At 71.9% G+C, this 22,562-nt stretch carries 28 protein-coding genes and 1 pseudogene; 23 read left to right on the top strand and 6 right to left on the bottom strand.

Features of this window, described 5'->3' with window-relative positions:
* Window positions 1-2: 2 nt before the first annotated feature.
* From AB0J66_RS05340 to AB0J66_RS05270, 15 genes are all read left to right on the top strand, one after another.
* Window positions 3-1,955, top strand: coding sequence for a VWA domain-containing protein (locus tag AB0J66_RS05340; protein WP_364655862.1), 1,953 nt, complete (start codon window positions 3-5; stop codon window positions 1,953-1,955).
* Between the two features lie 362 nt (window positions 1,956-2,317).
* Window positions 2,318-2,932 carry a CDP-alcohol phosphatidyltransferase family protein gene (locus AB0J66_RS05335; protein WP_364655860.1) on the top strand — a complete coding sequence of 205 codons (615 nt, stop codon included), beginning with the start codon at window positions 2,318-2,320 and terminating at the stop codon, window positions 2,930-2,932.
* The gene (locus AB0J66_RS05330) at window positions 2,929-4,023 is read left to right on the top strand and encodes a DUF881 domain-containing protein (protein ID WP_364655858.1); all 1,095 of its coding nucleotides are present in this window, start codon (window positions 2,929-2,931) and stop codon (window positions 4,021-4,023) included. Before AB0J66_RS05335 ends, AB0J66_RS05330 begins: the two co-directional genes overlap by 4 nt.
* Window positions 4,020-4,352 (top strand): small basic family protein, encoded by a 333-nt coding sequence (locus AB0J66_RS05325; protein ID WP_364655856.1) that lies wholly within the window; start codon window positions 4,020-4,022, stop codon window positions 4,350-4,352. Before AB0J66_RS05330 ends, AB0J66_RS05325 begins: the two co-directional genes overlap by 4 nt.
* On the top strand, window positions 4,349-5,287 hold the full coding sequence (locus tag AB0J66_RS05320) for a DUF881 domain-containing protein (RefSeq protein ID WP_364655854.1): 939 nt from the start codon (window positions 4,349-4,351) through the stop codon (window positions 5,285-5,287). Before AB0J66_RS05325 ends, AB0J66_RS05320 begins: the two co-directional genes overlap by 4 nt.
* Window positions 5,288-5,331: 44 nt before the next feature.
* Window positions 5,332-5,712 carry a glycine cleavage system protein GcvH gene (gene gcvH, locus AB0J66_RS05315; RefSeq protein ID WP_364655852.1) on the top strand — a complete coding sequence of 127 codons (381 nt, stop codon included), beginning with the start codon at window positions 5,332-5,334 and terminating at the stop codon, window positions 5,710-5,712.
* A 189-nt stretch (window positions 5,713-5,901) separates the two neighbouring features.
* Window positions 5,902-6,354, top strand: a complete 453-nt coding sequence (locus AB0J66_RS05310) for an FHA domain-containing protein (protein ID WP_097321281.1) — start codon at window positions 5,902-5,904, stop codon at window positions 6,352-6,354.
* 68 nt (window positions 6,355-6,422) lie between these two features.
* Complete coding sequence (locus AB0J66_RS05305) at window positions 6,423-7,091, top strand: MerR family transcriptional regulator (RefSeq protein WP_364655851.1); 669 nt, start codon at window positions 6,423-6,425, stop codon at window positions 7,089-7,091.
* Window positions 7,092-7,218: 127 nt separating this feature from the next.
* Window positions 7,219-7,683 carry a bifunctional nuclease family protein gene (locus tag AB0J66_RS05300; protein ID WP_364655850.1) on the top strand — a complete coding sequence of 155 codons (465 nt, stop codon included), beginning with the start codon at window positions 7,219-7,221 and terminating at the stop codon, window positions 7,681-7,683.
* Between the two features lie 149 nt (window positions 7,684-7,832).
* On the top strand, window positions 7,833-8,387 hold the full coding sequence (locus AB0J66_RS05295) for a MerR family transcriptional regulator (protein WP_364655849.1): 555 nt from the start codon (window positions 7,833-7,835) through the stop codon (window positions 8,385-8,387).
* Window positions 8,388-8,446: 59 nt separating this feature from the next.
* Window positions 8,447-9,016 (top strand): methyltransferase domain-containing protein, encoded by a 570-nt coding sequence (locus AB0J66_RS05290; protein WP_364655847.1) that lies wholly within the window; start codon window positions 8,447-8,449, stop codon window positions 9,014-9,016.
* 33 nt (window positions 9,017-9,049) lie between these two features.
* Window positions 9,050-9,778, top strand: a complete 729-nt coding sequence (locus AB0J66_RS05285) for a hypothetical protein (RefSeq protein WP_364655845.1) — start codon at window positions 9,050-9,052, stop codon at window positions 9,776-9,778.
* A 19-nt stretch (window positions 9,779-9,797) separates the two neighbouring features.
* The gene (locus AB0J66_RS05280) at window positions 9,798-10,007 is read left to right on the top strand and encodes a hypothetical protein (RefSeq protein ID WP_364655843.1); all 210 of its coding nucleotides are present in this window, start codon (window positions 9,798-9,800) and stop codon (window positions 10,005-10,007) included.
* 90 nt (window positions 10,008-10,097) lie between these two features.
* Entirely contained in the window at window positions 10,098-10,235 is a 138-nt protein-coding gene (locus tag AB0J66_RS05275; RefSeq protein ID WP_364655841.1) for a hypothetical protein, read from the top strand.
* An 8-nt stretch (window positions 10,236-10,243) separates the two neighbouring features.
* Window positions 10,244-11,383, top strand: coding sequence for an HEXXH motif-containing putative peptide modification protein (locus AB0J66_RS05270; protein WP_364655839.1), 1,140 nt, complete (start codon window positions 10,244-10,246; stop codon window positions 11,381-11,383).
* Window positions 11,384-11,434: 51 nt separating this feature from the next.
* Here the strand turns inward: AB0J66_RS05270 and AB0J66_RS05265 are convergent, their stop codons facing one another.
* From AB0J66_RS05265 to AB0J66_RS05255, 3 genes are read right to left on the bottom strand one after another with little or no spacing between them, the layout of a single operon-like run.
* A complete protein-coding gene (locus AB0J66_RS05265; protein ID WP_364655837.1) occupies window positions 11,435-12,310 on the bottom strand; it encodes a fructosamine kinase family protein in 876 nt (291 codons plus the stop codon).
* The gene (locus AB0J66_RS05260; protein WP_364655836.1) at window positions 12,298-12,654 is read right to left on the bottom strand and encodes a VOC family protein; all 357 of its coding nucleotides are present in this window, start codon (window positions 12,652-12,654) and stop codon (window positions 12,298-12,300) included. The genes AB0J66_RS05265 and AB0J66_RS05260 overlap by 13 nt, the downstream gene beginning before the upstream one ends.
* 30 nt (window positions 12,655-12,684) lie before the next feature.
* Window positions 12,685-13,251, bottom strand: a complete 567-nt coding sequence (locus AB0J66_RS05255) for a DinB family protein (RefSeq protein ID WP_364655834.1) — start codon at window positions 13,249-13,251, stop codon at window positions 12,685-12,687.
* Window positions 13,252-13,283: 32 nt separating this feature from the next.
* Between AB0J66_RS05255 and AB0J66_RS05250 the strand changes: the two genes are divergently transcribed.
* Window positions 13,284-13,451, top strand: coding sequence for a hypothetical protein (locus AB0J66_RS05250; protein WP_364655833.1), 168 nt, complete (start codon window positions 13,284-13,286; stop codon window positions 13,449-13,451).
* Between the two features lie 156 nt (window positions 13,452-13,607).
* Here AB0J66_RS05250 and AB0J66_RS05245 read toward each other — a convergent pair whose 3' ends face one another.
* Together AB0J66_RS05245 and AB0J66_RS05240 are read right to left on the bottom strand one after the other, a co-directional pair.
* The gene (locus AB0J66_RS05245) at window positions 13,608-14,072 is read right to left on the bottom strand and encodes a hypothetical protein (protein ID WP_364655831.1); all 465 of its coding nucleotides are present in this window, start codon (window positions 14,070-14,072) and stop codon (window positions 13,608-13,610) included.
* A gap of 11 nt (window positions 14,073-14,083) precedes the next feature.
* Complete coding sequence (locus tag AB0J66_RS05240) at window positions 14,084-14,725, bottom strand: nitroreductase/quinone reductase family protein (protein WP_364655830.1); 642 nt, start codon at window positions 14,723-14,725, stop codon at window positions 14,084-14,086.
* Window positions 14,726-14,842: 117 nt separating this feature from the next.
* Here AB0J66_RS05240 and AB0J66_RS05235 point away from each other — a divergent pair, with 117 nt between their 5' ends.
* The 7 genes from AB0J66_RS05235 (at window position 14,843) to AB0J66_RS05205 (ending at window position 22,389) form a co-directional block, all read left to right on the top strand.
* Window positions 14,843-15,181: a MarR family transcriptional regulator gene (locus AB0J66_RS05235; protein ID WP_364655828.1), complete on the top strand. Its 339-nt coding sequence runs from the start codon at window positions 14,843-14,845 to the stop codon at window positions 15,179-15,181.
* 263 nt (window positions 15,182-15,444) lie between these two features.
* Window positions 15,445-15,984, top strand: a complete 540-nt coding sequence (locus AB0J66_RS05230) for a DUF1062 domain-containing protein (protein ID WP_364655827.1) — start codon at window positions 15,445-15,447, stop codon at window positions 15,982-15,984.
* 508 nt (window positions 15,985-16,492) lie between these two features.
* Window positions 16,493-17,227 carry a cutinase family protein gene (locus tag AB0J66_RS05225; protein WP_364655826.1) on the top strand — a complete coding sequence of 245 codons (735 nt, stop codon included), beginning with the start codon at window positions 16,493-16,495 and terminating at the stop codon, window positions 17,225-17,227.
* 9 nt (window positions 17,228-17,236) lie between these two features.
* Window positions 17,237-17,881 carry a nucleotidyl transferase AbiEii/AbiGii toxin family protein gene (locus tag AB0J66_RS05220; RefSeq protein WP_364655824.1) on the top strand — a complete coding sequence of 215 codons (645 nt, stop codon included), beginning with the start codon at window positions 17,237-17,239 and terminating at the stop codon, window positions 17,879-17,881.
* A gap of 19 nt (window positions 17,882-17,900) precedes the next feature.
* Entirely contained in the window at window positions 17,901-20,387 is a 2,487-nt protein-coding gene (locus AB0J66_RS05215) for a DUF3516 domain-containing protein (RefSeq protein ID WP_364655823.1), read from the top strand.
* Window positions 20,387-21,721, top strand: coding sequence for an ATP-binding protein (locus AB0J66_RS05210; protein ID WP_364655821.1), 1,335 nt, complete (start codon window positions 20,387-20,389; stop codon window positions 21,719-21,721). The genes AB0J66_RS05215 and AB0J66_RS05210 overlap by 1 nt, the downstream gene beginning before the upstream one ends.
* Window positions 21,718-22,389, top strand: a complete 672-nt coding sequence (locus tag AB0J66_RS05205; protein ID WP_364655819.1) for a response regulator — start codon at window positions 21,718-21,720, stop codon at window positions 22,387-22,389. Before AB0J66_RS05210 ends, AB0J66_RS05205 begins: the two co-directional genes overlap by 4 nt.
* On the opposite strand, the pseudogene AB0J66_RS05200 reads toward AB0J66_RS05205, so the two are convergent.
* Window positions 22,352-22,559, bottom strand: a pseudogene (locus AB0J66_RS05200) (hypothetical protein); the annotation flags it as partial. The gene AB0J66_RS05205 and the pseudogene AB0J66_RS05200 overlap by 38 nt on opposite strands.
* Window positions 22,560-22,562: the final 3 nt, after the last annotated feature.

Raw genomic sequence — 22,562 nt, 5'->3', positions numbered from 1 at the left:
TCATGGCGGGAAACCGATTCCGGTACGGGGCCTGGCGGGACGGGCCCGATCCGCTCGCGCCGCCCTACGACGTGCGGGCCGCCGTCGACGAGGTGGGGGAGCGGGTGCTCGCGGGCGACAGCCTGCGGGACGTGCTCCGCGATCTGATCCGGCGCGGGCCGCAGTCCGGTCGCGGGCTGGACGAGCTGCGGGACCGGGCGAGGCGGCTTCGGCGGGATGCTCTGCGCCGGGGCAACCTCGACGGGGCCGTGACCCGGGCGCAGCAGCTGCTCGACCAGGCTGTGGCGACCGAGCGCGACGAGTTGCGCCGCCGGGATGACGACGACGCCCGCTTCAACGAGGCGATGCTGGACAACCTGCCCCGCTCGACATCCCGCGCCGTGGAGGAATTGTCCGATTACCACTGGACGTCGGACGAGGCGGGGCAGCTCTATCAGCAGATCCTCGACGGGTTGCGGCGTGAGGTGGTCGAGCAGCGGTTCGCGGGCATGAAGCAGGCCCTGGAGAACGGCGACTTCGGCCCGGTCCAGGAGATGATGACCGACCTCAACCAGCTCCTGGAGAAGCACGCCCGCGGCGAGGACACCGACGACGCCTTCCGGCAGTTCATGGACAAGCACGGGCAGTTCTTCCCGGAGAACCCCAAGGACGTCGACGAGCTCATCGACTCCCTGGCCCGGCGGGCAGCGGCGGCCGAACGGCTGATGCGCTCACTCTCGCCGCAGCAGCAGGAGGAGCTGTCGCGCCTGATGGACCAGGCGCTCGGCGACGGCCCGCTGCGGGCCCAGATGGCGCAGATGACCGACAACCTGCGGGCGCTGCGCCCCGGCTTGAACTGGGGTCGCGGCGAGCGGATGCGCGGGCCCAACGATCTCGGCTACGGCGACGCGGCGGCCGCCCTGGGCGAGATCGGCGAGCTGGACGAGCTGCTCGACCAGCTCGGCCAGGGCCATCCGGGGGCGACCCTGGACGACGTCGACGTCGAGATGGTGGAGCGCCAGCTCGGCCGCTCGGCCGCCGACGACGTGCGCCGGCTGCGCGAGCTGGAACGCGAGCTGAGCCGGCAGGGCTGGGTCACCCGCGACGCCGAGGGGCTCACCCTCTCGCCGAAGGCGCTGCGCCGGCTCGGCCGGACCGCCCTGGCCAAGGTCTTCGACGACCTGTCCGGCCGCAAGCAGGGTCAGCACGACCTGCGCGACGCCGGGGCCGCGGGCGATCTCATCGGCTCGTCCCGGCGGTGGGAGTTCGGCGACGAGCAGCCGCTGGACGTGGTCCGCACGATCGGCAACGCCGTGCGGCGCCAGGCCTCCTCGGGCAACGTCGGCGTGCTGCCGGTGCGGCTCGAGCCGGACGACTTCGAGGTGGCCGAGACCGAACGCCGCGCCTCGGCCGCGGTGGCCCTGCTGGTCGACCTGTCCTACTCCATGTACGCCGACGGCCGCTGGGGGCCGATGAAGCAGACCGCGCTCGCGCTCTCGCATCTGGTGGCGACCCAGTTCCCGCAGGACTCGCTGCAGATCATCGGCTTCGGGCTGCACGCCGCCACGCTGTCGCAGGGCGAGCTGGCGGCGATCGACCCGACCATGGAGAAGGGCACCAACCTCCAGCACGCCCTCAAGCTCGCCGGCCGTCACCTGCGCCGGCACCCCGGCGCCGAGCCGGTGGTCCTGGTGGTCACCGACGGCGAGCCCACGGCCCACCTGGAGCCGGACGGGGAGGCCATGTTCTGGTGGCCGCCGCTGCCGGAGACGGTCCAGGCCACCATCCAGGAGGTCGACCACCTGACCCGCGCCGGCGCCACGCTCAACTTCTTCATGCTCGGCGAGGACCCGGGCCTGCAGCGTTTCGTCGCCGCCGTCGCCGAACGCAACGGCGGCCGCGTCTTCAGCCCCGATGCGGAGGAGCTGGGCCGCTACGTCGTGGACGACTACGTCCGGGCCCGGAGAGGCCGCTAAGACCGCAGAGGTACGCAACCAGGGCCGAACCCCACAGGAGCATGGCCGAACCCGCCACCCGGCGTCGCGAGCCGGGTGGCGGGTTCGGCTTCTGCCCGCGGCTCGAGCCCTTTGCCGGGTTGACCCCGCTGATCCCGGCGGAAAGCTAGGTTCCTAGGATGGCGGACACGCTGTGCGTCGCGCTACGGGTCCGTGAGCGGGAACGTGCGGATGGTTATAGTTGCTCGGCGAGTGGCCGGGCAGGGGGTCCGGACGTTCGGGGGACGCAGCCACCCGCAACGGGTGCATGGTCTGCTCAGGCGCGCTGCGCCGGGTGGGGCTGTGGCGTGCCCGGCGCCGCCGTAGGGGGAGAGGAAACCGCGATGTCGCAGCAGCCTGCGCCGTCCATCGCTGCCTCTGATCGGATCTGGACGATCCCCAACGTGATCAGCTTCATCCGGCTGCTCGGGGTTCCGCTCTTCCTTTACTTGTTGCTGGGGCCGCATCACGACGTGGCCGCGGTGATCGTGATCGCGGTCGGCGGGACGACGGACTGGGTCGACGGCTACGTGGCCCGCCGGATGAACTCGGTGAGCCGGCTGGGGACGCTGCTGGACCCGTTCGCCGACCGGCTCTACATCCTGGCCACGCTGATCGGCTTCACCATTCGCGGCGTCGTGCCGTACTGGCTGACCGGCGCCCTGTTGTTGCGTGAGCTGGTGCTCGGGGTCGCGCTGCTGGTCCTGCGGCGGCACGGTTACGGGCCGCCGCCGGTGCACTACGTCGGCAAGACCGGCACCTTCGTGCTGCTCGCGGCGTTCCCGATCATCCTGCTGGGCAAGGCCGTGCCGTCCTGGGACTCCTGGGCCGGGCCGGTGGGCTGGGGTCTCGCCTGGTGGGCGCTGGCCCTGTACTGGGCCGCCGGCGCTCTCTACCTGATCCAGACCGCCCGTCTGCTGCGCGCCGACCGGGCCGCGGCCGGAGCGCGGACGGCATGACCGCCCCGAATCCCCCGGATCGCCGCCCGCCGGACGACCCGGAGACCACCGCGCCCGGCAAAAGCGACATGCCCGGATCGTCACCCGCAGCGCAGCACGCCGCCGAGCCGAACCCGAGCGGCGGCGAGGACAGAAGCGCGGCCGACGCGGCCGGCGGGGGCGGCGCGGCCGGCGGGGGCGGCGAGGTTGGCGCGGCCGGCGCGGAGGCTGCCGCACCGGCCAAGCGCGTGTACGCGCCGGACTTCCTCACGGAGCTGTTCCGGAACCCGCTCGATCCCGGCTATGCCGACGCGGCGGCCCGCAAGGCCCGCGACGGCGAGCCGGCCGGGGCGAAGAAGGCGATGTCCAGCGGGGTTCTGGCGGTCACCCTGGTCGTGCTCGGGTTCCTGCTCGTGGTGGCGTACCAGCAGACCGTGGCCGACGAGCCGGCCCGGACCACCGCGCGGGCCGAGCTGGTCGACCAGGTGCAGAAGCGGCGCGAGGAGACCGCCGGCCTGCAGGACCGGGCCGAGAAGCTCAACGACGAGGTGTCCGGTCTGCGGGAGCGGGAGCTGGGCAGCACCACCGTGCAGCGGCAGCGGGAGCTCGCCGCGGCCACCGGGCTGGCCCAGGTGACCGGCTCGGCGGTGCGGATCACCGTGGGCGACGGGCCGACCCCGATCAACCCGGTGACGGGGGAGCGGAACACGGTGGCCCGGGTCAAGGACAGTGATCTTCAACTCGCGACCAACGCGCTGTGGTCGCTGGGGGCCGAGGCCATCGCCATCAACGGGCAGCGGCTGACCGCGACGACCACGATCCGCCAGGCGGGCGAGGCCATCCTGGTCGATTTCCGGCCGGTCACCAGCCCGTACGAGGTGGTCGCGATCGGCCCGGACGACCTGGCCGGGGATTTCCGGGACGGCTATGCCGGCAAGTTCTTCGAGCAGCTGGGCGCCAAGTACGGCATGTCGTTCCAGGCCAAGGAGGTCGGCGACGTGACCCTGGAAGCGGCCACCGAGCTCAAGCTGCGGGTCGCCGAGCCGTCGGAGCCGCCGGTCGCCTCCTCGGCCCCGATCTCACCCCCACCCTCGTCGGAAGGCGGCCGATGATCGCCGTACTCGCCCTGCTGGCCGGTGTCGTCCTGGGCATCGTGTTCCACCCCACGGTTCCGGCCGCGCTGCAGCCGTACCTGCCGATCGCGGTGGTCGCCGCGCTCGACGCCGTCTTCGGTGGGGTGCGCGCGAAGCTCGACGGGATCTTCGACGACAAGCAGTTCGTGATCTCGTTCATCTCGAACGTGCTGGTGGCCGCGCTCATCGTCTATCTGGGCGACCAGCTGGGGGTGGGCGGTCAGCTCTCGACCGGGGTGGTGGTCGTCCTCGGCGTGCGGATCTTCGGCAACGTCGCGGCGATCCGCCGGCACCTCTTCCGGGCATGAACGACATGAGCGACGACGAGAAGCGCGAAGAGCTGCCCATCGCGGGCCGCAAGCCCGAGCCCGCCGAAACCGAGATCGAGGAAGGTCCGACGGTGGAGACGGCCCGGCCCGAGCTTGATCTCGACGGCCCGACGCGGCCGCTGAGCCGGACGCCGGAGGACCCGCCGTCACCCGATCCGGTGACGCCGTCCGACGGCGGGCCGCCGCCCGAGCCCGTACAGCCGGAAGCCGCAACCGGAGCAGAGCCCCGCCGCAAGGCCTCGAGTGCCGGAGCACTGATCGCCGTGCTGCTCGCGCTGTTCGGTTTCACGCTGGTGGTGCAGCTGCGCAGCAACAACGACGACGAGGGGCTGGCCACCGCGCGCCAGGAGGACCTCGTACGGATCCTGTCCGACCTGGAGGCGCGCGACGCCCGCCTGCAGTCCGAGATCAGCGCCCTGGAGACCAGCCAGCGCCAGCTCACGTCCGGCGTGGCCGGGCGGCAGGCGGCCCTGGAGGAGGCGGACAAGCGTACGGCCGAGCTGGGTCTGCTGGCGGGCACGCTGCCGGGCCGCGGGCCGGGTCTGGTGATCTCGGTCAACAAGGTGAAGGCGTCGGCCGTCCTCAACGCCGTGCAGGAGTTGCGCGGCGCCGGCGGCGAGGTGATGCAGATCGCCGGTTCCGGCGGCGGAACGGTGAGAATCGTCGCGTCCAGCTATTTCGTGGACGCCGAAGGGGGCGGGATCATCGCCGACGGGCAGCGTCTCACGGGTCCCTATACGCTCACCGTGATCGGTGTGCCGCAGACCATGCAAACGGCGTTGCAAATCCCCGGCGGGGTGGTCGCGTCGGTGAACAGCGGCGGCGGTAGCGTGACGATGGAACAACGGACCATGGTCGAGGTGACCGCGGTCCGCGACGCCACGACATTGCGATACGCGCGGCCGGCTTCATAGTTGTTCGCGCTACTAACGGATATTCGGGCAACGGGAGAGATTGCGTGATTCCTGAGGACCTGCGGTACACGGCTGAGCACGAGTGGGTGGCCGGAGACGGCAGCGGGCCCGTGCGGGTGGGCATCACCCACTTCGCGCAGGATGCGCTGGGCGACATCGTCTTCGTCGACCTGCCCGAGGAGGGCGCGGAGCTCGCGGCCGGTGACTCGCTCGGCGAGATCGAGTCGACCAAGAGCGTGTCGGAGATCTATGCGCCCATCTCGGGCACGGTGGTCGCCAAGAACGCGTCGCTGACCGATGAGCCCGAGCTGATCAACGCCGAGCCGTACGCGGCGGGCTGGCTCGTCGAGATCGCGCCGTCGGATCCCGCGCAGCTGGAGGCTTTGCTCGACGCGAGCGCTTATCAGGCGATCACCGAGAGCTGAGCTGTTTATCGACCGGCGCGCGTTCGCCCGCGCGTCCGGTTGCCCCGCGATATTGGCCTTCACTAGGCTCGCGGGGCACAACAAATGTTATGCCTTTGAAACCGATAGTCGTGTGTCCGGGCCATATGGCCGCGGCGGGGGTGATCCCGTGCCGCATGGCGGCGACCAACTGATCCGTGAGGTGGTCCGATGACGCGCCCAGACGACGAGTTCCCCCCACTCGACGTCACGTCCACGCTGAACCTCGGTGCGCTCGACGAGTTGCTCGAGGCGCCGGAGTCCGACGTGGTGCCGAGCCGCATGTCCGGCTCGCTCCCGCCCGGGATGGCGCTGCTCGTGGTGCGCCGCGGCCCGAACGCGGGCGCGCGGTTCCTGCTCGATCACGACGTGACGACCAGCGGACGGCACCCCGACAGCGACATCTTCCTCGACGACGTGACGGTGTCCCGCCGGCACGCCGAGTTCCACCGCGACGGCGGCACCTTCACCGTGCGCGACGTCGGCTCGCTCAACGGCACGTACGTGAACCGGGAGCGGGTCGAGGCGGCGACGCTGAGCAACGGCGACGAGGTGCAGATCGGCAAGTTCCGTCTGGTGTTCATCGCCGGCCCGCGGCCGGAGGGCGAGGGTAGCGGGGCGTGAACCCGTCGGGGGCGGCCGCGCGCGACCCGGGGGCCTCGCGTCCCCAGGGTGGGCGCGAGCCTGCGCTGATGAGCATCGGGGAGGTGCTGGCCCATCTGCGCACCGAGTTCCCCGACACCACGATCTCCAAGTTGCGGTTCCTGGAGGCGGAGGGGCTGGTCGATCCCCAGCGCACCGCCTCCGGGTACCGCAAGTACTCGATGAACGACGTCGCGCGGCTGCGGTTCGTGCTGACCGCGCAACGCGATCAGTACCTGCCGCTACGGGTGATCCGGGAGCAGCTGGACCGGATGGAGTCCGAGCCGGCGCCGCCGGCGCGGCCCAACCTGGTCGCGGTCGGCGCCGAGAAGGCGGCCGACCCGTCGGACACCCGGGTCCCCCGCGAGGATGTGATCGAACGCACGGGCGCGCCGGCCGAGCTGCTGGACGAGCTCGAGCGGATGGGCCTGGTCACGGCGCGGCCGCCGGGGTGGTACGACGGCGACGCCGTGGTCATCGTGGAGGCCGTGGTCGGGCTGACGAAGTACGGCCTGGAGGTCCGCCACCTGCGCGGGTTCCGGGCCGCCTCCGACCGCGAGGTCGGGTTGTTCACGCAGCTCCTGGCGCCCCTGGTGCGCCAGAGCGACCCGGCCGCCCGGGCCCGCGCGGCCGAGACGGCGCGCGACCTGCAGGCGCTTTCGCAGCGGCTGCACGCGGCGCTGGTGCGCGCGGGGCTGCGGGGAGAACTGGGGCGCTGACACCGGTTCGGCGAGCGCGAGGTGGGTATGCCGCACTCGTGGGATCCGGACGGTGTGCGTGTACGGTGCAGGATAGGGGCAGCCGTTGCGGGGGCGGCGCAACAAATAGACGACACGGAGGCGGGCGGTGCGCGAGCTGAGCGTGGTCGGAGTTCGTGTGGAGCTCCCCAGCAACCAGCCGATCGTCCTGCTGCGGGAGGTCGACGGTGATCGGTACCTGCCGATCTGGATCGGCGCTGTCGAGGCCACGGCGATCGCTTACGAGCAGCAGGGTGTGAAGCCGGCGCGCCCGCTGACCCACGATCTCCTGCGGGACATCCTGGCGGCCGTGCAGGCGCCGCTGACCGCGGTCGAGATCACCGAGCTCAAGGACAACGTCTTCTACGCCGATCTGCTGATCGGGGACGGCCTGCGGGTCTCGGCCCGGCCCAGCGATTCGATCGCCCTCGCTCTGCGGGTGGGCGCGCCGATCCGCTGCGCCGACGAGGTGCTGACCGAGGCCGGCATCGTCATCCCGGACGAGCAGGAGGACGAGGTGGAGAAGTTCCGCGAGTTCCTCGACCAGGTCCGCCCGGAGGACTTCGCCGGCTGACGGCGTCCTCCGAGGAGGTTGAAGATCGACACTTGCCTCGCTCGGACGCGGCGTGTCGCGGCGTTACCTAGCTGTTTCCGCGACGCCTGAGATATACGCTCGTGAAGTCCAGGTGAAGCGGCGGCACCGCGCAGCGGGGAGGTGGTCGCGTGCACGAGCAGCCTCTTGAACATCAAGAAGGCCCCCTCGTCGGCGAGGACGGCTCAGTAGGGTATCGCGGGGTGACGGCCTGCCAGGCGGTCGGCATCAGCTACCGCCAGCTGGACTACTGGGCGCGGACCACGCTCGTGGTCCCCAGCATCCGGGACGCGTCCGGCTCCGGCACGCAGCGGCTGTACTCGTTCCGCGACCTGGTCGTGCTCAAGGTCGTCAAGCGCCTGCTCGACGCGGGCGTGTCGCTGCAGAACATCCGCCGGGCCATCGAGACGCTGCGGTCGCGCGGCGTGGAGGATCTGGCCGGCATCACGCTGATCTCCGACGGCACGACGGTGTACGAGTGCCGGTCGCCGGAGGAGGTCGTCGATCTGCTCCAGGGCGGTCAGGGTGTCTTCGGCATCGCGATCGGCGGCGCCTTCAAGGAGATCCAGGGTTCGCTGCTCAACCTGCCGGCCGAGCCGGCCGTGCCGCAGCCGGTCGGTCAGGCCCCCGAGCCGTCGGCCGGTGACGAGCTGGCCGCCCGCCGGGCCCGCCGCCGCGCGGGCTGACTTTTGCCGCTCCGGCAAGGAACGTTGTCGGTCTTCCCGCCAGGCCGCAGGCTCGGATCATGAGCATCGAAGCAGAGTGGGACGCCCGCTACGCCGAGCGCGTCTTCAGCGGCGACCCGAACGTCGTCCTCGTCCGTGAGGTGTCCGCCCTGCCCCCGGGCCGCGCGCTGGACCTCGGGTGCGGTGAGGGCGGCGACGCGATCTGGCTGGCCCGGCAGGGCTGGCACGTCACCGCGGTGGACGTCTCCGGTGTGGCCCTGGCCCGCGCCGCCGAGCAGGCGGGCGACCTCACCATCGACTGGCAGCGGCACGATCTGTCGCAAAGCTTCCCCGAGGGGACGTACGACCTGGTCAGCGCCCAGTTCCTTTATCACCGGGGCGAGTTCGACCGGACGGCCGTGCTGCGCCGGGCGGCGGCCGCGGTGGCCCCGGGCGGCGTCCTGCTGATCGAGGGTCACATGGACGACCCGCACCACCCGCACGACGACCTGGTCCTGCAGACCCCGGCCGAGATCGTGGCGTCGCTGGAGCTGGGGGAGGGCTGGGAGGTCCTGCTGGCCGAGGAACACCCCCGCGAGCACCTCGGCCGGATGCGCACCGACAGCACCGTCAAGCTGCGCCGCGCTTGACCCTGACACCATGTCAGGCACTGCAATGGCGGCATGACCTCCTTGGGCCGTCACGCCGCCGCCATCGCCGCCCTGCCGGGCGACATCGCCTCCCTCACCGCCTGGCTGCAGGAGCGGTTCATCCACGAGGCCTGGGCCGACCAGTACGGCGTGGATGTCGGCGAGGATCCGGACACCGTCCATGTGCGCGGCGTCGAGGACCTGCTCGACCTGGCCGGCGATGGTGCGAAGGTGCCCACCATGTGCCGGGGCTACTCGGTGTTGCTGGCCGCGATGCTGCGCCTGCACGGCGTTCCGGCCCAGGCCCGGTGCGGCTTCGCCACCTACTTCCAGCCGGGCTGGTACGAGAGCCACTGGACCGTGCGGTACGGCGACGGCCGGTGGGCCGACCCGCAGCTCGACGACCTGCAGCGCGATTTCCTGGGCATCACGTTCGACCCGCTCGACCTGCCGGCCGGCGCGTTCCTGACCGGGCGGCAGGCATGGCGGCTCGTGCGGGAGGGCGGGGCCGACGCCGAGGCGTTCGGGCACAGCGCCGAGCAGAAGGGTGAGTGGTTCGTGGCCGGTGACGTGCTCAAGGACCGGGTGGCGGAGCAGGGGGTGGCCGCCCTGCCGTGGGACGCCTGGGATCCGATGCCGGGGCCGGGCGACGAGATCGACCTGGCGCTGTTCGACGACTACGCGGCCGGGCGGCGGCCGGTGAGCGTACCGGCCCGGGTGTCGAACAAGCGCCGTGGCCGTTTCGAGGATCTGTGCGGCTGACGCCGCGTACCGTCAGGTCATGATCCCGCAGCACTTCCCGCTCTATCTGCGGGAGGCCGGCGCGAGCCCGGCCGACGACAAGATCTGGCTGGTCGTGGGCTGGCTGCCGGACAAGGTGTCGAACCTGCCCCGGCAGCCGGTGGCCCTGCTCTGCGACAACGACGTGGAGGAGCCGCGGGTGCTCGAGCTGACCGGGCGGTTCCGGGTGATCGGCACGAATCGCCACTGACTGTCGGACACCCAACGTGTCAGTGACATGACCTCCAGTGTTGTCTATGCTTCCCTTGCCCGGCATCCACCGCCGCTTTGGGGGAGCGTTGTGCAGAAGACACCGAAGCCGCAGTCGCTCGACGAGATCCGCCGGACCCCCATCGACCGCATCGCCCCGGTCGCCTCGGCGCCCATCCTGCGGCGGGTCCTGCGGTCCGGGGTGACCCGCTTCACCGCGGCGATCTGACCCCGCCGGTGGCCACCACGCTCGCCGGCGCCCTCGGCACCCTGCCCGACGGTGTCTTCGACCGGCTGGCCGACGGCTACGGCGACGGCGAGGCGCTCGACCTGCTGGCCGCGGCCGAGCTGGCCGTCAACCGGGCCCTGGTCAGCGAGATCCTGGCCGAGACGGCGGCCGGCGGCGAGCTGCTGGCCGAGGTCGAGCGCGAGGCCCCGGAGACGTTCGACGCGGTGCTGAGCCACCCGTTCGTCCGCGCGTGGGCCGTCTCCTGCTTCGACGGCGGAAAGGCCGAGCCCGACCGTACGGCGGCGATCGCGGCCGCCGTCGCGGTGCGCGCCGGGATCGTGGCCGACGTGCAGGTGCACGCCCACGACGGCCTGGTCCACCTGCCCACGGTCGGGGTCTTCGAGGCGCCGGCGCCGCAGGTGCGGGTCACCGTCGGGCCGTCGCTGTTCGTGCTGCGCTGGCCGGGTGGGCGGGCCGAGCTGCCGGCCACCGGCGGCCGCGACGGGCCGGGCTGGCACGCCGCGCGCTGGGTCACCCTCGACGGCGTACGGGTGCAGCTGGAGGACGCCGACCCGTACCGCGAGCACCTGACGTACGCCCCGGCCGGCCGGCTCGACGCCGCGGCCCACGAGGACTGGGCGGCCCTGCTGGCGCAGGCGTGGCAGCACATCGCCGACGACGCCCCCGGCCAGCTCGACGGACTGCGGCACGGCCTGCGGGCGATCGTCCCGCTGGCCGAGGATCCGGCCGGCGGCCTGCGCAGCGCCAGCTCCCGGCACGCGTTCGGCGCGCTCGGGCTGTCCCGCACCGGCGATCCGGCCGCGGCCGCGGTGCTGCTGGTCCACGAGTTCCAGCACACGAAGCTGAGCGCGCTGCTCGACCTGATCGACCTGGTCGCCACCCCGGCCGCCCGGCTGCCGGTGGGCTGGCGGGCCGACCCGCGCCCGGTGGAGGCGGTGCTGCAGGGGGCGTACGCCCACCTGGCCGTGGCCGATCTGTGGCGGCGCCGCGGCGACGAGGCCCGCTACCGCCGGCACCGCGCCTGGACCACCGAGGCCGTCGGCGCGCTGCTGACCGGCGGGCATCTGACCGAGGCCGGCGTCCGCTTCGCCGAGCACATGGCCGCGACCGTCCGGTCCTGGCCCTGATCAGTCCGGTTCTGCGGCTTTCACCCCGTCAGGCTCGCGCGTTGCGCCCCGTCAGGCTCGCGCGCGGAACGGGGCCAGGGTGGCCCGGATCGTGTCGGCGGCGCCCCAGTCGGGGTCGAACTGGGCGACGACGGCCAGGTGCTGACGCAGCTGGATGATCGGCATGCGCTGCTGCCAGCCGTCGTCGAGGCCGGTCAGCTCGGCGTAGATGTCGAAGAACCGCTGCGCCTCCGGGGGCGGCGCCGTGATCCACAGATGGGCCAGATCCACCTCGGCCCACATGTAGGACACGGCCGGGTCGATCAGCGCCGCCTGCCCGTCCGCGGTGGCCAGCACGTTCTGCGCCCACAGGTCGCCGTGGGTCAGGCAGGCCGGCCGCTCCGGCAGCAACTCGGGCAGCCGGTCGCACAGCCGCTCCAACGCCACCCGATCTTCGGGTTCCAGCGCGGCCTCGACGCGGGGCTCGGTGAGCCAGCGCAGCAGCCGGTGCTCGGCGAAGAAGGCGTACCCGTCCCGGGTCCAGGGGTTGACCTGCCGCCGGCGGCCGAGCCAGTTGTCGCGGTGCCACCCGAAGCGCGGATGGACGGTGCTGGTGTGCAGCCGCGCGAGGGCATGGGCGAACTGCTCCCAGAAAGCCTCGCCGGCCGGCCTCGGCTGCAGGAGCGACAACACCAGCAGCTCGTCGTTCGCCGCGATCACCTCGGGGGTCGCCATCCCGCCGAGATCGCGCAGGGCCGCCAGCCCTTCCGCTTCCGCGACGAAGGCGCCTTCTTCCGTGGCGTCGGCGAATGTCTTGACGAAGACCGGCGGCGCACTCTCGCGTACGGCGATCCCGGCCAGCGCGGCCAGTCCACCGCTGACCGGCTCAACACGGATCACGCCGTCGATGCCGGCCCGGGCCAGCCGCTCGGCGGTCACTCCAGGCACAGGCAGAAGGGGTGACCGGCCGGGTCCAGGAACACCCGGTAGGAGGGGCCGGGCTGCTGCGGATGTCTGGTCGCGCCGAGAGCAACCACCGCTCGCTCCGCGACGTCGAGGTCGTCGACGAGCATGTCGAAGTGCATCCGCTGGGGCCGCTCCGGCCCGGGCCAGCTCGGCGGCGTGTAGTCGGCCACCCGATGGAAGGCGATGCACTGCCCCTCCTCGGGGCAGGCCGAGGCCCGTTCGTCCGAGACGTCGACCTTCCACCCGAGCAGCGCACCGTAGAACCGGGCGAGCTCCCCAGGATCGGGACAGTCGACAGCGATGACAGGCAGCCGGGCGATGACCATGCCGGCCAGGGTAGCCGCCGGCGCCGGCGATCATGGCCCCTGCGTTGCTGCCCGGGCCGCCCGCTCGATCATGGTCCAGTGAGCTTCCCGCGCGGCGGTGTCGATTCGCTCGGCTGAGCTCCCGGTCCGGCCGTCGAGTTGTTCCCGCAAGATGTCCGCGTGCCCGGCGTGACGGGTGGTGTCGTTGAGGACGTGGACCATGATGCCGAACAGGCGCACGTCCGGCCGCGGCCACCACGGCACGTGCCCCGGCGCGTCGAGGGGCAGGGCCGTGATCGTGGCGTCGGCGTGGGTGGCGGCGCGGCGGTAGAAGCCGAGGATCTGGGCGCGGCTCTCGGTGGGGGTGGCCCAGAAGTCGCTGCCGTCGGAGTCCTGCCAGCGGGGCAGCGGCTCCGGGAACGGCCGTCCGAAGACTTCGCCGAGGTATCGGGCTTCGGACGTCGCCCGATGCTTGACCAGGCCCAGGAGGTTGGTCCCGGTCGCCGTCAGCGGTCGGCGGATGTCGTATTCGGACAGGCCTTCGAGCTTCCCGGCCAGCGCCTCCCGGACATCCCGGATCTCGCCGTGCAGGTAGTCCCGGGCGAAGTCATCGATCATGGGGCACGAGCCTGCCACGGAAGGTCCTCGCCGTGGATGTCGAGGACTTCTGGCAGTTCCTGGAGCGCTCCGGCGTGCGGGAGAGCAACCCGCAGCGCCGGGCCGGCTGGCTGGAGCGCCGGTTCCCGCCGTACGAGCCCTGGCCGGTCGCCGCCCGGCGGAGTGGACCAACGCCGAGTGGCCTTGCTGGGAGGATCTGACCGCCGGGGCCCCCAGCGCCTATGACCGGGTCACGGGTGAGCAAGAAGGCATCTACGACGCGTCGAGCGCCCGGGGTCACCACCGGCCCGCCGCCCCGGCCCTCGCGGGTCGACGGGGGAACAGCCTGCCCCGCTTGTGCAGGCTGTTCCCCCGGTCTACCCGGGGTTCAGCTGCTGGGTGAGCCGGTCGAGGCCGTCGCGGATCAGGCGGCCGTAGTCGGTGTCGCCCAGGGCGGTCATGCCGGCGCGGGCCTGGGCCAGGTGCTCGCGGGCGCGGGGCAGGTCGCCGAGCTTGCGGTGGCAGTCGGCCAGATTCAGGTGCAGGGACGGGTAGAGGGCGGCGACCGGCATGGGCACGCCGGCCGCCGCGGTGCGGTCGTCGGTCAGGTGGGCGGCCGCGTCGAGGGCGCGCTGGTCCCACAGAAGCTCCTCGTGGACGTCGTCCTGGACGTCGGCCATCGAGTGGGCGAGCACGCAGACGTGCAGCGGGTCGCCCTGCTCCTCGCCGATGTCGGACCAGATGCGCGCGAACTCGGCGCGGGCGTCCGCGCGCCGGCCCTGGCCGTGGTGCAGCTGAACGGCGTGGGCGATCCGGGTCATCGTCGGGTCGGAGCTGTCCACAATGGGTCAGGCTACCGCGCGGTCAGGCGGATGACCGGGATCCGGCGGTCGGTCGCCTGCTCGTACTGGGCGAAGGTGGGCGCCGCGGCGCAGATCCGCTCCCAGGCCTGATCGCGCTCGGGGCCGGCCGCGGAGGCGGCGATCAGCACCGAGCCGTCCGGCTGGTCGAAGGACATCACCGGGGTCTCGCGGGTGGCGCCGGACTTGCGGCCGACGGTGATGAGCACGAGGGTGTTCGGGCCCGGGTCGCCGCCGCGGACGGCGGCGGCTCTCGACCAGGTGCAGGTAGGCCAGGCCGAGGGGGGGGCCAGGCCGGCCGCCAGGGCGCTGTAGAGCTCGGCGGTGTCCTGTTCGGTGATGTCGTTGGCGGGGTTGCCGGGCGAGATCCGGAAACCGACCTGGTCGGCGCCGATCGCGGCGGCCACCGCGGTCGCGGCCTCGACGCCGAAGCGGATCCGGCCCGGGATCGAGGCGCCCCAGCCGTCGGTGCGCCGGTTGGCGTTGGCCGAGAGGAACTGGTGGATGAGATAGCCGTTGGCGCCGTGCAGCTTCACCCCGTCGAAGCCGGCGACGATCGCGTTGCGGGCGGCACCGGCGAAATCGGCGATGGTCTCGGCGATCTCGTCCTCGGTCAGCTCCTTCGGGGTCACCATCTCCTGCGGGCCCTCGTGGGTGAAGACCTGGCCGGCCGGCTTGACCGCGGCTGCGGGTCATCGGGGCCATGGCGATGCGGTTGGCCAGCTTGCGGCCGCTCAGATCGTGGGGGTCGAATGCCGGCCCAGGCCCAGTTGCTGTGCACGATCAAGGACGGGCCGCAGCGGATGGCCGTGCTCGCCGCCTCGATCGGCATGTCGAAGAACGCGCTGAGCCAGCTCGTCGACCGCACCGAGCGCCGCGGCCTGGTCCAGCGCGAGAGCCCCGGCGCCGACCGGCGGGTGATCACCCTCGACGTCACGCCGGCCGGCAAGCAGATCGCCGAGTCGCTCTACGCCGACGTGGCCAAGCGCCTGCCCGACCTCGCCGCCGACCTCAGCCCCGGCGATCAGCGACTGCTGCAGGAGCTGGCCACCACGATCGCCACCCACCACATGCCCGGCCTGACCTGCTGATCAAAAATAGGTGGAGCCTTGCTCGGCGGCGCTGTTAGCTTCGCCGGGACGAAGGGCGGTCCCTTGTACACCTGCTGACACCTCCACCGCGCGAGCCGTGGGCCGTTGTGCCCGCTCGCGTACTGACGATCCCGCATGGACCAGGCGAATGCGGCGCGCCGTCGTGACACCCGGCCGCCCCTCGCTTCTCCGTCATGCGCGGATCCTCCCCGCGGAGCCCCGTCTCCGCCCGGACGTGTCGCAGCAGATCGGTAACCCCACCGGTGACCAAACCCGAAGAGTGGGTCGTCCTCCCGACGGCCCTGCCCCTCATCCGCCGGCGCTGTCCGAGCTGCAGTTCGCAGCTCTTCCGCGCCCACGGCAAGTTCCGAGTCAACGCCAACCACAAGCTCCTGGACGTCTGGCTGCTGGCCCTGTGCGCCGGCTGCGGGCAGACCATCAAACTGACCGTCCTGGAGCGGGCCACCGTGCGCGCCATCGACCCGTCGACCCTGGATCGCTTTCATGACAACGATCCGGAGCTTGCGGCCCGGGTGCTCGCCGACCCGGCCTGGCAGCGCCGCACCAACGTCACCCTGGACTGGACGGGCGCCTGGACGATCCAGAAGACCGCGGCCGAATCGCCCGACGTGCGGGTCCGCTTCGCCGCGCGCATCCCGATCCACGTGACGAAGCTGCTGTCGGCCGGCCTGGCGGTCCCGGTCTCGGAGGTACGCCGTCTCGTCGCCGACGGCCGCCTCACGTCGACCCACCGCCTGACCGGCCGCGTGTCCGCCGACTTCGGCTTCACACGCGTTCCCTGAGAAATTCGTACGCCCGCTCGCGCATCGGGGCCGTGAAGACGTGCCCTGCCTCGTAGAGCGCCAACTCGACGCGGCCGCCCGGCGTGTGCTGGGTGGCCGCGAAGAGATCCTCGGCCCCGCGACTCCACAGCCGATCGCGCCCGGCGTGACGGAGTACCGGATCTTCTCGCGGGCGTAGCGGCCGCAGTCGACGCGCACGGGGAGTTCGACGGCCGGATCGGTGCTGGGCGGTGGCGGGCCCAGGAAAGGGCGGATCGGCATGGGGTTGCAGTTTGCCACCGACACACGCGAAAGGCGCCGGGCGGCCGGGACCACCGCCCAGGTCGCGCGGAGATTTGGCGCGCCGGCCGTGGAGGCGTACTTCTACAAGCTTCAATGTCACCCAGAGTGAGAGAGCCGCCGGGCCGAAGAGTTCACCCCTGGGTGTTGAACCGCGAGGCCGCCACCCTGCGTATCACCCGGCAGCTATCTGCACTCGCAGTGCTTTTTTGGCGGAAGGGGCAGCAAGATGCGCAGAAGCAAGAGCAAGACGAAGATCGCCGCGATCGGGGCGGGAGTCGCGCTGGTCGCGGTGGGGCTGTTCGCCGCGCCGCAGGCGTTCGGTGGCACCAACACCAAAGTGGCCGCGCCGAACGGTCAGTGCGCGGCGGTGCACATCATCGCGACACGGGCGTCGACCGAGCGGCCGGGCGCGGGGATCATCGGGTCGCTGGTCAGCAGCGTGCAGCGGGCCAGCCGGCAGACGGTGAGCACCGAGGCGACCGACTACCCGGCGGTGCTCAACCCGTACGGACCGAGCGTGACCGCGGGCGTGCGGGCGCTGACCGGGCAGATCACGGCCAAGGCCGCGCAGTGCCCGGGCACCAAGCTGGTCCTGATGGGGTATTCGCAAGGGGCGCACGTGATCGGCGACGTGCTGGCCGGCAGCGGGCGGCAGGCGGTCACGACGGTCAACCAGCCGCTGAACGCCCAGCTGGCGGCGCGGGTGACCGCGGTGATCCTGATGGGCGACCCGCGGTACGTGCCGAACAAGTCGTTCAACGCGGGCACTTCTCGCACGGCGGGGCTGTTCGCGCGGGGCAACGACGCGGCGCTGGACGCGTTCGCGGCGCGGACCCAGTCGTACTGCGACACGGGGGACAACTTCTGCGCGCGCGGGGCGAGCCTGGCCACGCATCTGGGTTACACGCGCAAGTACAACGCGGCGGCGCAGCGGTTCGTGCTGCAGAAGATCGGCGGATAGCCTGGTGCGGTGGCGAGCGTCGACGATTTCTACCGTGATGTCGCGCGGATAGCGCTCGCGGTCGCCACCAAGCACGGGTTCGTTCTCGGGGGCGGTGTCGCCTGGCTGGTCAACGGCCTGGTGGCCCGCCCCACCGAGGATGTCGACCTGTTCACCGACGCGCCCGGCGGGGTGGTGGCCGCCGCGGGCGAGGTCACCTCAGCTCTGCGGCGCGCCGGCTTCCGGGTCGTGGCCGAGGAGGGTGACGAGCTTTTCGAGGGGATGTCCGCCGACATCCAGGAATTCCTGGTCGCCTCGGACAAGAAGGCGCTCCGTCTGACCCTGTGCCGGCTGGACCGGCAGCGGGCACCCGTGGTGATGGACGTCGGCCCCGTGATGCATCTGGATGATCTTGTCGCCACCAAGGTCGCCGCCCTGGTCAACCGGCGCGAGGTGCGCGACTACATCGATGTGGCGGCCGCGCTGGAACGCTACCCGCTGCGGACGATCTTGGACTTGGGAAGAACAGCCGACCCCGCGCTCGACCCGGAAGACATCGCCGACGCCGGGCGTTATCTGGATCGGCTGGACGACGCGCGGTTCGCGCTCTACGGCCTCGGCCCGGCGGAAATCACAGCGCTGCGGCAACGCCTCGCGGAATGGCCGCGCGCGTAGCAAATATAGTTGGCAGATCATGACATTGACCGATCGTCTTCCCGGCACCAACGAGCCCGACGCCGTCTTCGACGCCTTCCAGAAATGGGCGACCGAGCAGGGCCTGGCGCTCTACACCCATCAAGAAGAGGCGCTCATCGAGGTCGCCACGGGGGCGAACGTCATCCTGAACACCCCGACCGGCTCCGGTAAGAGTCTCGTGGCCACCGGCGCGCACTTCGTGGCGCTGGCCGACGGCCGCACCACCTTCTACACCGCGCCGATCAAGGCGCTGGTCAGCGAGAAGTTCTTCGCCCTGTGCGCCGTCTTCGGCGCGCACAACGTGGGCATGCTGACCGGCGACGCCAGCGTCAACGCGGACGCCCCGATCATCTGCTGCACCGCCGAGGTCCTGGCCAACCTGGCCCTGCGCGAGGGCGCGGACGCCGACGTGGGCCAGGTCGTGATGGACGAGTTCCACTTCTACAGCGAGCCCGACCGGGGCTGGGCCTGGCAGGTGCCGCTCATCGAGCTGCCGCAGGCCCAGTTCATCCTCATGTCGGCCACCCTCGGCGACACCACCCGTTTCGTCGACGACCTGACCCAGCGCACCGGCCGGCCCACCGCCGTGGTCAGCAGCGTCGAGCGGCCCGTGCCGCTGCTGTTCTCCTACGCGATGACCCCGCTGCACGAGACGATCGAGGAGCTGCTGCAGACCAAGCAGGCCCCGGTCTACATCGTGCACTTCACCCAGGCCGCCGCCCTGGAGCGGGCCCAGTCGCTGATGAGCATCAACATGGCCACCCGCGAGGAGAAGGACAAGATCGCCGCGGCGATCGGCAACTTCCGGTTCACCGCGGGCTTCGGCCGTACGCTGTCCCGCCTGGTCCGCCACGGCATCGGCGTGCACCACGCCGGCATGCTGCCGAAGTACCGCCGCCTGGTCGAGACCCTGGCCCAGGCCGGTCTGCTCAAGGTGATCTGCGGGACGGACACGCTCGGCGTCGGCATCAACGTCCCGATCCGCACGGTCCTGTTCACCGGCCTGTCGAAGTACGACGGCGTGAAGACCCGCCTGCTCAAGGCGCGCGAGTTCCACCAGATCGCCGGGCGGGCGGGCCGGGCCGGCTTCGACACCCTGGGCACGGTCATCGTGCAGGCCCCCGAGCACGTCATCGACAACGAGCGGATGCTGGCCAAGGCGGGCGACGACCCCAAGAAGCGCCGCAAGGTGGTCCGCAAGAAGCCGCCGGAGGGCACGATCGGCTGGGGCCAGCCCACCTTCGACCGGCTCGTGGCGGCCGAGCCGGAGATGCTGACCAGCTCGTTCCAGGTGTCGCACGCCATGCTGCTCAACGTCATCTCGCGCGGCGGCGACCCGTTCGCGGCCATGCGGCACCTGCTGACCGAGAACCACGAGGAGCCGGGCGCGCAGCGCAAGCACATCCGCCGGGCCATCGCCATCGCCCGGGCGCTGCTGGCCGGCGGCGTCATCGAGCGGACACCCGAGGGCACGTACCGCCTGACCGAAGATCTTCAGCTGGACTTCGCGCTCAACCAGGCCCTGTCGCCGTTCGCGCTGGCCAGCCTGGAGCTGCTCGACCCCGAGGACCCGGCGTACGCGCTGGACGTGGTCTCGGTGATCGAGTCGACCCTGGAGGACCCGCGGCAGGTGCTGTCCGCGCAACGGCAGAAGGCGCGCGGCGAGGCCGTCAACGCGATGAAGGCCGAGGGCATCGAGTACGAGGAGCGGATGGCGCTGCTGGAGGACGTCACGCATCCCCGGCCGCTGCTGGAGCTGCTGGAGAACGCGTACGAGACGTACCGCCGGGGTCACCCGTGGGTGGCCGACTACGAGCTCAAGCCCAAGAGCGTCGTGCGCGACATGTACGAGCGGGCGATGACCTTCACCGAGTACGTGTCGTTCTACGGCCTGTCGCGTTCCGAGGGGCTCGTGCTGCGCTACCTGGCCGACGCGTTCCGCGCGCTGCGCCAGACCGTGCCCGAGGACCGGCGCACCGAGGAGCTCACCGACCTGATCGAGTGGCTGGGCGAGCTGGTCCGCCAGGTCGACTCCAGCCTGCTCGACGAGTGGGAGCGGCTGCGCAACCCCAACTTCGACATCGAGGAGGTACGCCTCGACGACAAGCCCCCGGCGGTCACGCGCAACACCCGCGCGTTCCGGGTGCTGGTGCGCAACGCGATGTTCCGCCGGGTCGAGCTGGCCGCGCTGCGCCGGTGGGACCTGCTGGGCGAGATGGACGCCGAGGCCGGCTGGACCGCCGACCGCTGGCAGGACGCCATCGAGGAATACTTCGACGAGTACGACGAGATCGGCACCGGCCCGGCCGCCCGCGGTCCCGCGTTCCTGCACATCGAACAGACCCCGACGGCGTGGCACGTGCGGCAGGTCTTCGAGGACCCGAACGGCGACCACGACTGGGGCATCGACGCCACGATCGACTTGGCCGCCTCGGACGAGGCCGGCGCGGCGGCGATCGTGGTCACGGCCGTCGGCCCGCACTGATGCTGTCGCGGCGGCGGCTGATCGCCGGTCTCGTCGCCGCCGCGGCCGGCGTTCCCCTGCTCACCCTGCTCGCCTACCGCATCGACCTGGCCCTGCCGGATGTGGTCCTGCTGCTGGTGGCCGCGGTCGTGGTGGTGGCCCTGCTCGGCGGGCTGTGGCCGGCGCTGATGGCCGCGGTCGGCGGCTTCCTGCTGCTCAACTTCTACTTCACCGCGCCGCTGTACTCCCTCGAGGTCAACACCGGCGAGGGCCTGCTGGCCCTGCTGGTCTTCTTCGGGGTCGCCTTCGGTGTCTCGTGGGTGGTCGACCTGGCCGCCCGCCGCACCCGCCAGGCCGACCGGGCCGCCGCCGACGCCCGCACCCTGGCCGCGGTGGCCGGCGGCGTGCTGACCGGCCCCGACCCGCTGCACGGGCTGCTGACCGAGCTGCGCGACAGCTACGGCCTCGACTCGGTCACCCTGGTCGAGGCCGGTACGCCCGTGGCCAGCGCCGGCGATCCGGCGGTCGACGGTGACGCCGCGATCGCCGTGGACGGCTCGCTGACCCTGGTCCTGCGCGGCCGCGCTCCCTCCGCGGATGAGTGGCAGGTGGTACGGGCGTTCGCCGCGCAGGCCGCGGTGGCACTGCGGCAGCAGCGGCTCGCCCTCGCCGCCGAGGGCGACCGGGTCCGTACGGCCCTGCTGGCCGCCGTCGGCCACGACCTGCGCACCCCGCTGGCCTCGGCCAAGGCGGCGGTGGCGGGCCTGCTCAGCGAAGAAGTCTCGTTCGACGAGCAGGACCGGCACGAGCTGCTCGAAACGGCCGACGAGTCCCTCGACCGGCTGGCCGCCCTGGTCGCCAACCTGCTCGACATGAGCCGCCTGCAGGCCGGCACGCTCGGCATGGTCCCGGTCGACGTCGGCCTCGAGGACATCGTCCCGCGCGCCCTCGACGAACTCGGCCCGCCCGGCCGCCGCGTCGCCGTCGACCTGCCCGACGACCTGGCCGTGGTCCGGGCCGACCCCGGCCTGCTGGACCGGGTCCTGGTCAACGTCGTCGGCAACGCGCTGCGCTACTCGCCCCCGGACCACCCGCCCGAGATCACCGGCCGGGTCTTCGACGGCCGGGTCGAGCTGCGCGTGGTCGACCACGGCCCCGGCATCCCCGTCGCCGACCGCGAGCGCGTGTTCCTGCCCTTCCAGCGGCTCGGCGACCGCGACAACCACACCGGCGTCGGTCTCGGCCTGGCCCTGTCCCGCGGCCTGACCGAGGCGATGGGCGGCACCCTGACCCCCGAGGACACCCCCGGAGGCGGCCTCACCATGATCCTTTCGCTGCCGATGGGAACGTCATGACGCGCATCCTGGTGGTCGACGACGACCCGCAGATCGCCCGCGCCCTGCGGATCAACTTGCGCGCCCGCCAGTACGACGTCGACCTGGCCCCCGACGGCGCCACCGCCCTCAAGACGGCCGCCGCCCACCCACCCGACCTGGTCGTGCTCGACCTGGGCCTGCCCGACATGGACGGCGCCGACGTCATCCGCGGCCTGCGCGGCTGGACCACGGTCCCGATCATCGTCCTGTCCGGCCGCGCCGAGGGCACCGACAAGGTCACCGCCCTCGACGCCGGCGCCGACGACTACGTCACCAAACCCTTCGGCGTCGACGAGCTGCTGGCCCGCATCCGCGCCGTCACCCGCCGCGCCCACACCACCGAGGGCAGCGGCCCGGCCACGGTCACCCTCGGCCAGTACACGATCGACCTGACCGACCACACCATCACCCCCGACCAGCGCCTGACCCCCACCGAGTGGCAGCTGCTGGAACGCCTCCTGCGCAACCCCGGCAAACTGATCACCCAGCGCAGCCTCCTGCACGACGTCTGGGGCCCCCAGTACGGCACCGAGACCAACTACCTGCGCCAGTACATGGCCCGCCTGCGCCGCAAACTCGAGGACGACCCCACCCGCCCCCGCCACCTGATCACCGAGCCGGGGATGGGCTACCGCTACCAGCCCTGAACAGCCACCGCAACGCGCACCCCGCCGTGGTCGGGGTTGCGCCCGCCGTCGCCCAGCGCGAGCCGAAAGTCATACCCCAACTCGCCCAGCGCGGCCGCGACCCGCAAGTTGCTGGCGAGCCAGTTGTCCTCGCGCTCGTTCCAGTTGAGGTCCCGGTGCCCGGCCTGCATCCC

The sequence above is a fragment of the Actinoplanes sp. NPDC049598 genome, from assembly GCF_040675435.1.
Lineage (GTDB): Bacteria > Actinomycetota > Actinomycetes > Mycobacteriales > Micromonosporaceae > Actinoplanes.
This window is presented reverse-complemented; position numbering and strand designations above follow the sequence as displayed.

Coding starts and splice junctions, on each gene's coding strand:
- AB0J66_RS05340 (WP_364655862.1), top strand. CDS start 3: ATGGCGGGAAACCGATTCCGGTACGGGGCCTGGCGGGACGGGCCCGAT.
- AB0J66_RS05335 (WP_364655860.1), top strand. CDS start 2,318: ATGTCGCAGCAGCCTGCGCCGTCCATCGCTGCCTCTGATCGGATCTGG.
- AB0J66_RS05330 (WP_364655858.1), top strand. CDS start 2,929: ATGACCGCCCCGAATCCCCCGGATCGCCGCCCGCCGGACGACCCGGAG.
- AB0J66_RS05325 (WP_364655856.1), top strand. CDS start 4,020: ATGATCGCCGTACTCGCCCTGCTGGCCGGTGTCGTCCTGGGCATCGTG.
- AB0J66_RS05320 (WP_364655854.1), top strand. CDS start 4,349: ATGAACGACATGAGCGACGACGAGAAGCGCGAAGAGCTGCCCATCGCG.
- AB0J66_RS05310 (WP_097321281.1), top strand. CDS start 5,902: ATGACGCGCCCAGACGACGAGTTCCCCCCACTCGACGTCACGTCCACG.
- AB0J66_RS05305 (WP_364655851.1), top strand. CDS start 6,423: ATGAGCATCGGGGAGGTGCTGGCCCATCTGCGCACCGAGTTCCCCGAC.
- AB0J66_RS05290 (WP_364655847.1), top strand. CDS start 8,447: ATGAGCATCGAAGCAGAGTGGGACGCCCGCTACGCCGAGCGCGTCTTC.
- AB0J66_RS05285 (WP_364655845.1), top strand. CDS start 9,050: ATGACCTCCTTGGGCCGTCACGCCGCCGCCATCGCCGCCCTGCCGGGC.
- AB0J66_RS05280 (WP_364655843.1), top strand. CDS start 9,798: ATGATCCCGCAGCACTTCCCGCTCTATCTGCGGGAGGCCGGCGCGAGC.
- AB0J66_RS05260 (WP_364655836.1), bottom strand. CDS start 12,654: ATGGTCATCGCCCGGCTGCCTGTCATCGCTGTCGACTGTCCCGATCCT.
- AB0J66_RS05255 (WP_364655834.1), bottom strand. CDS start 13,251: ATGATCGATGACTTCGCCCGGGACTACCTGCACGGCGAGATCCGGGAT.
- AB0J66_RS05240 (WP_364655830.1), bottom strand. CDS start 14,725: ATGGTGACCCCGAAGGAGCTGACCGAGGACGAGATCGCCGAGACCATC.
- AB0J66_RS05235 (WP_364655828.1), top strand. CDS start 14,843: ATGCCGGCCCAGGCCCAGTTGCTGTGCACGATCAAGGACGGGCCGCAG.
- AB0J66_RS05225 (WP_364655826.1), top strand. CDS start 16,493: ATGCGCAGAAGCAAGAGCAAGACGAAGATCGCCGCGATCGGGGCGGGA.
- AB0J66_RS05215 (WP_364655823.1), top strand. CDS start 17,901: ATGACATTGACCGATCGTCTTCCCGGCACCAACGAGCCCGACGCCGTC.
- AB0J66_RS05210 (WP_364655821.1), top strand. CDS start 20,387: ATGCTGTCGCGGCGGCGGCTGATCGCCGGTCTCGTCGCCGCCGCGGCC.
- AB0J66_RS05205 (WP_364655819.1), top strand. CDS start 21,718: ATGACGCGCATCCTGGTGGTCGACGACGACCCGCAGATCGCCCGCGCC.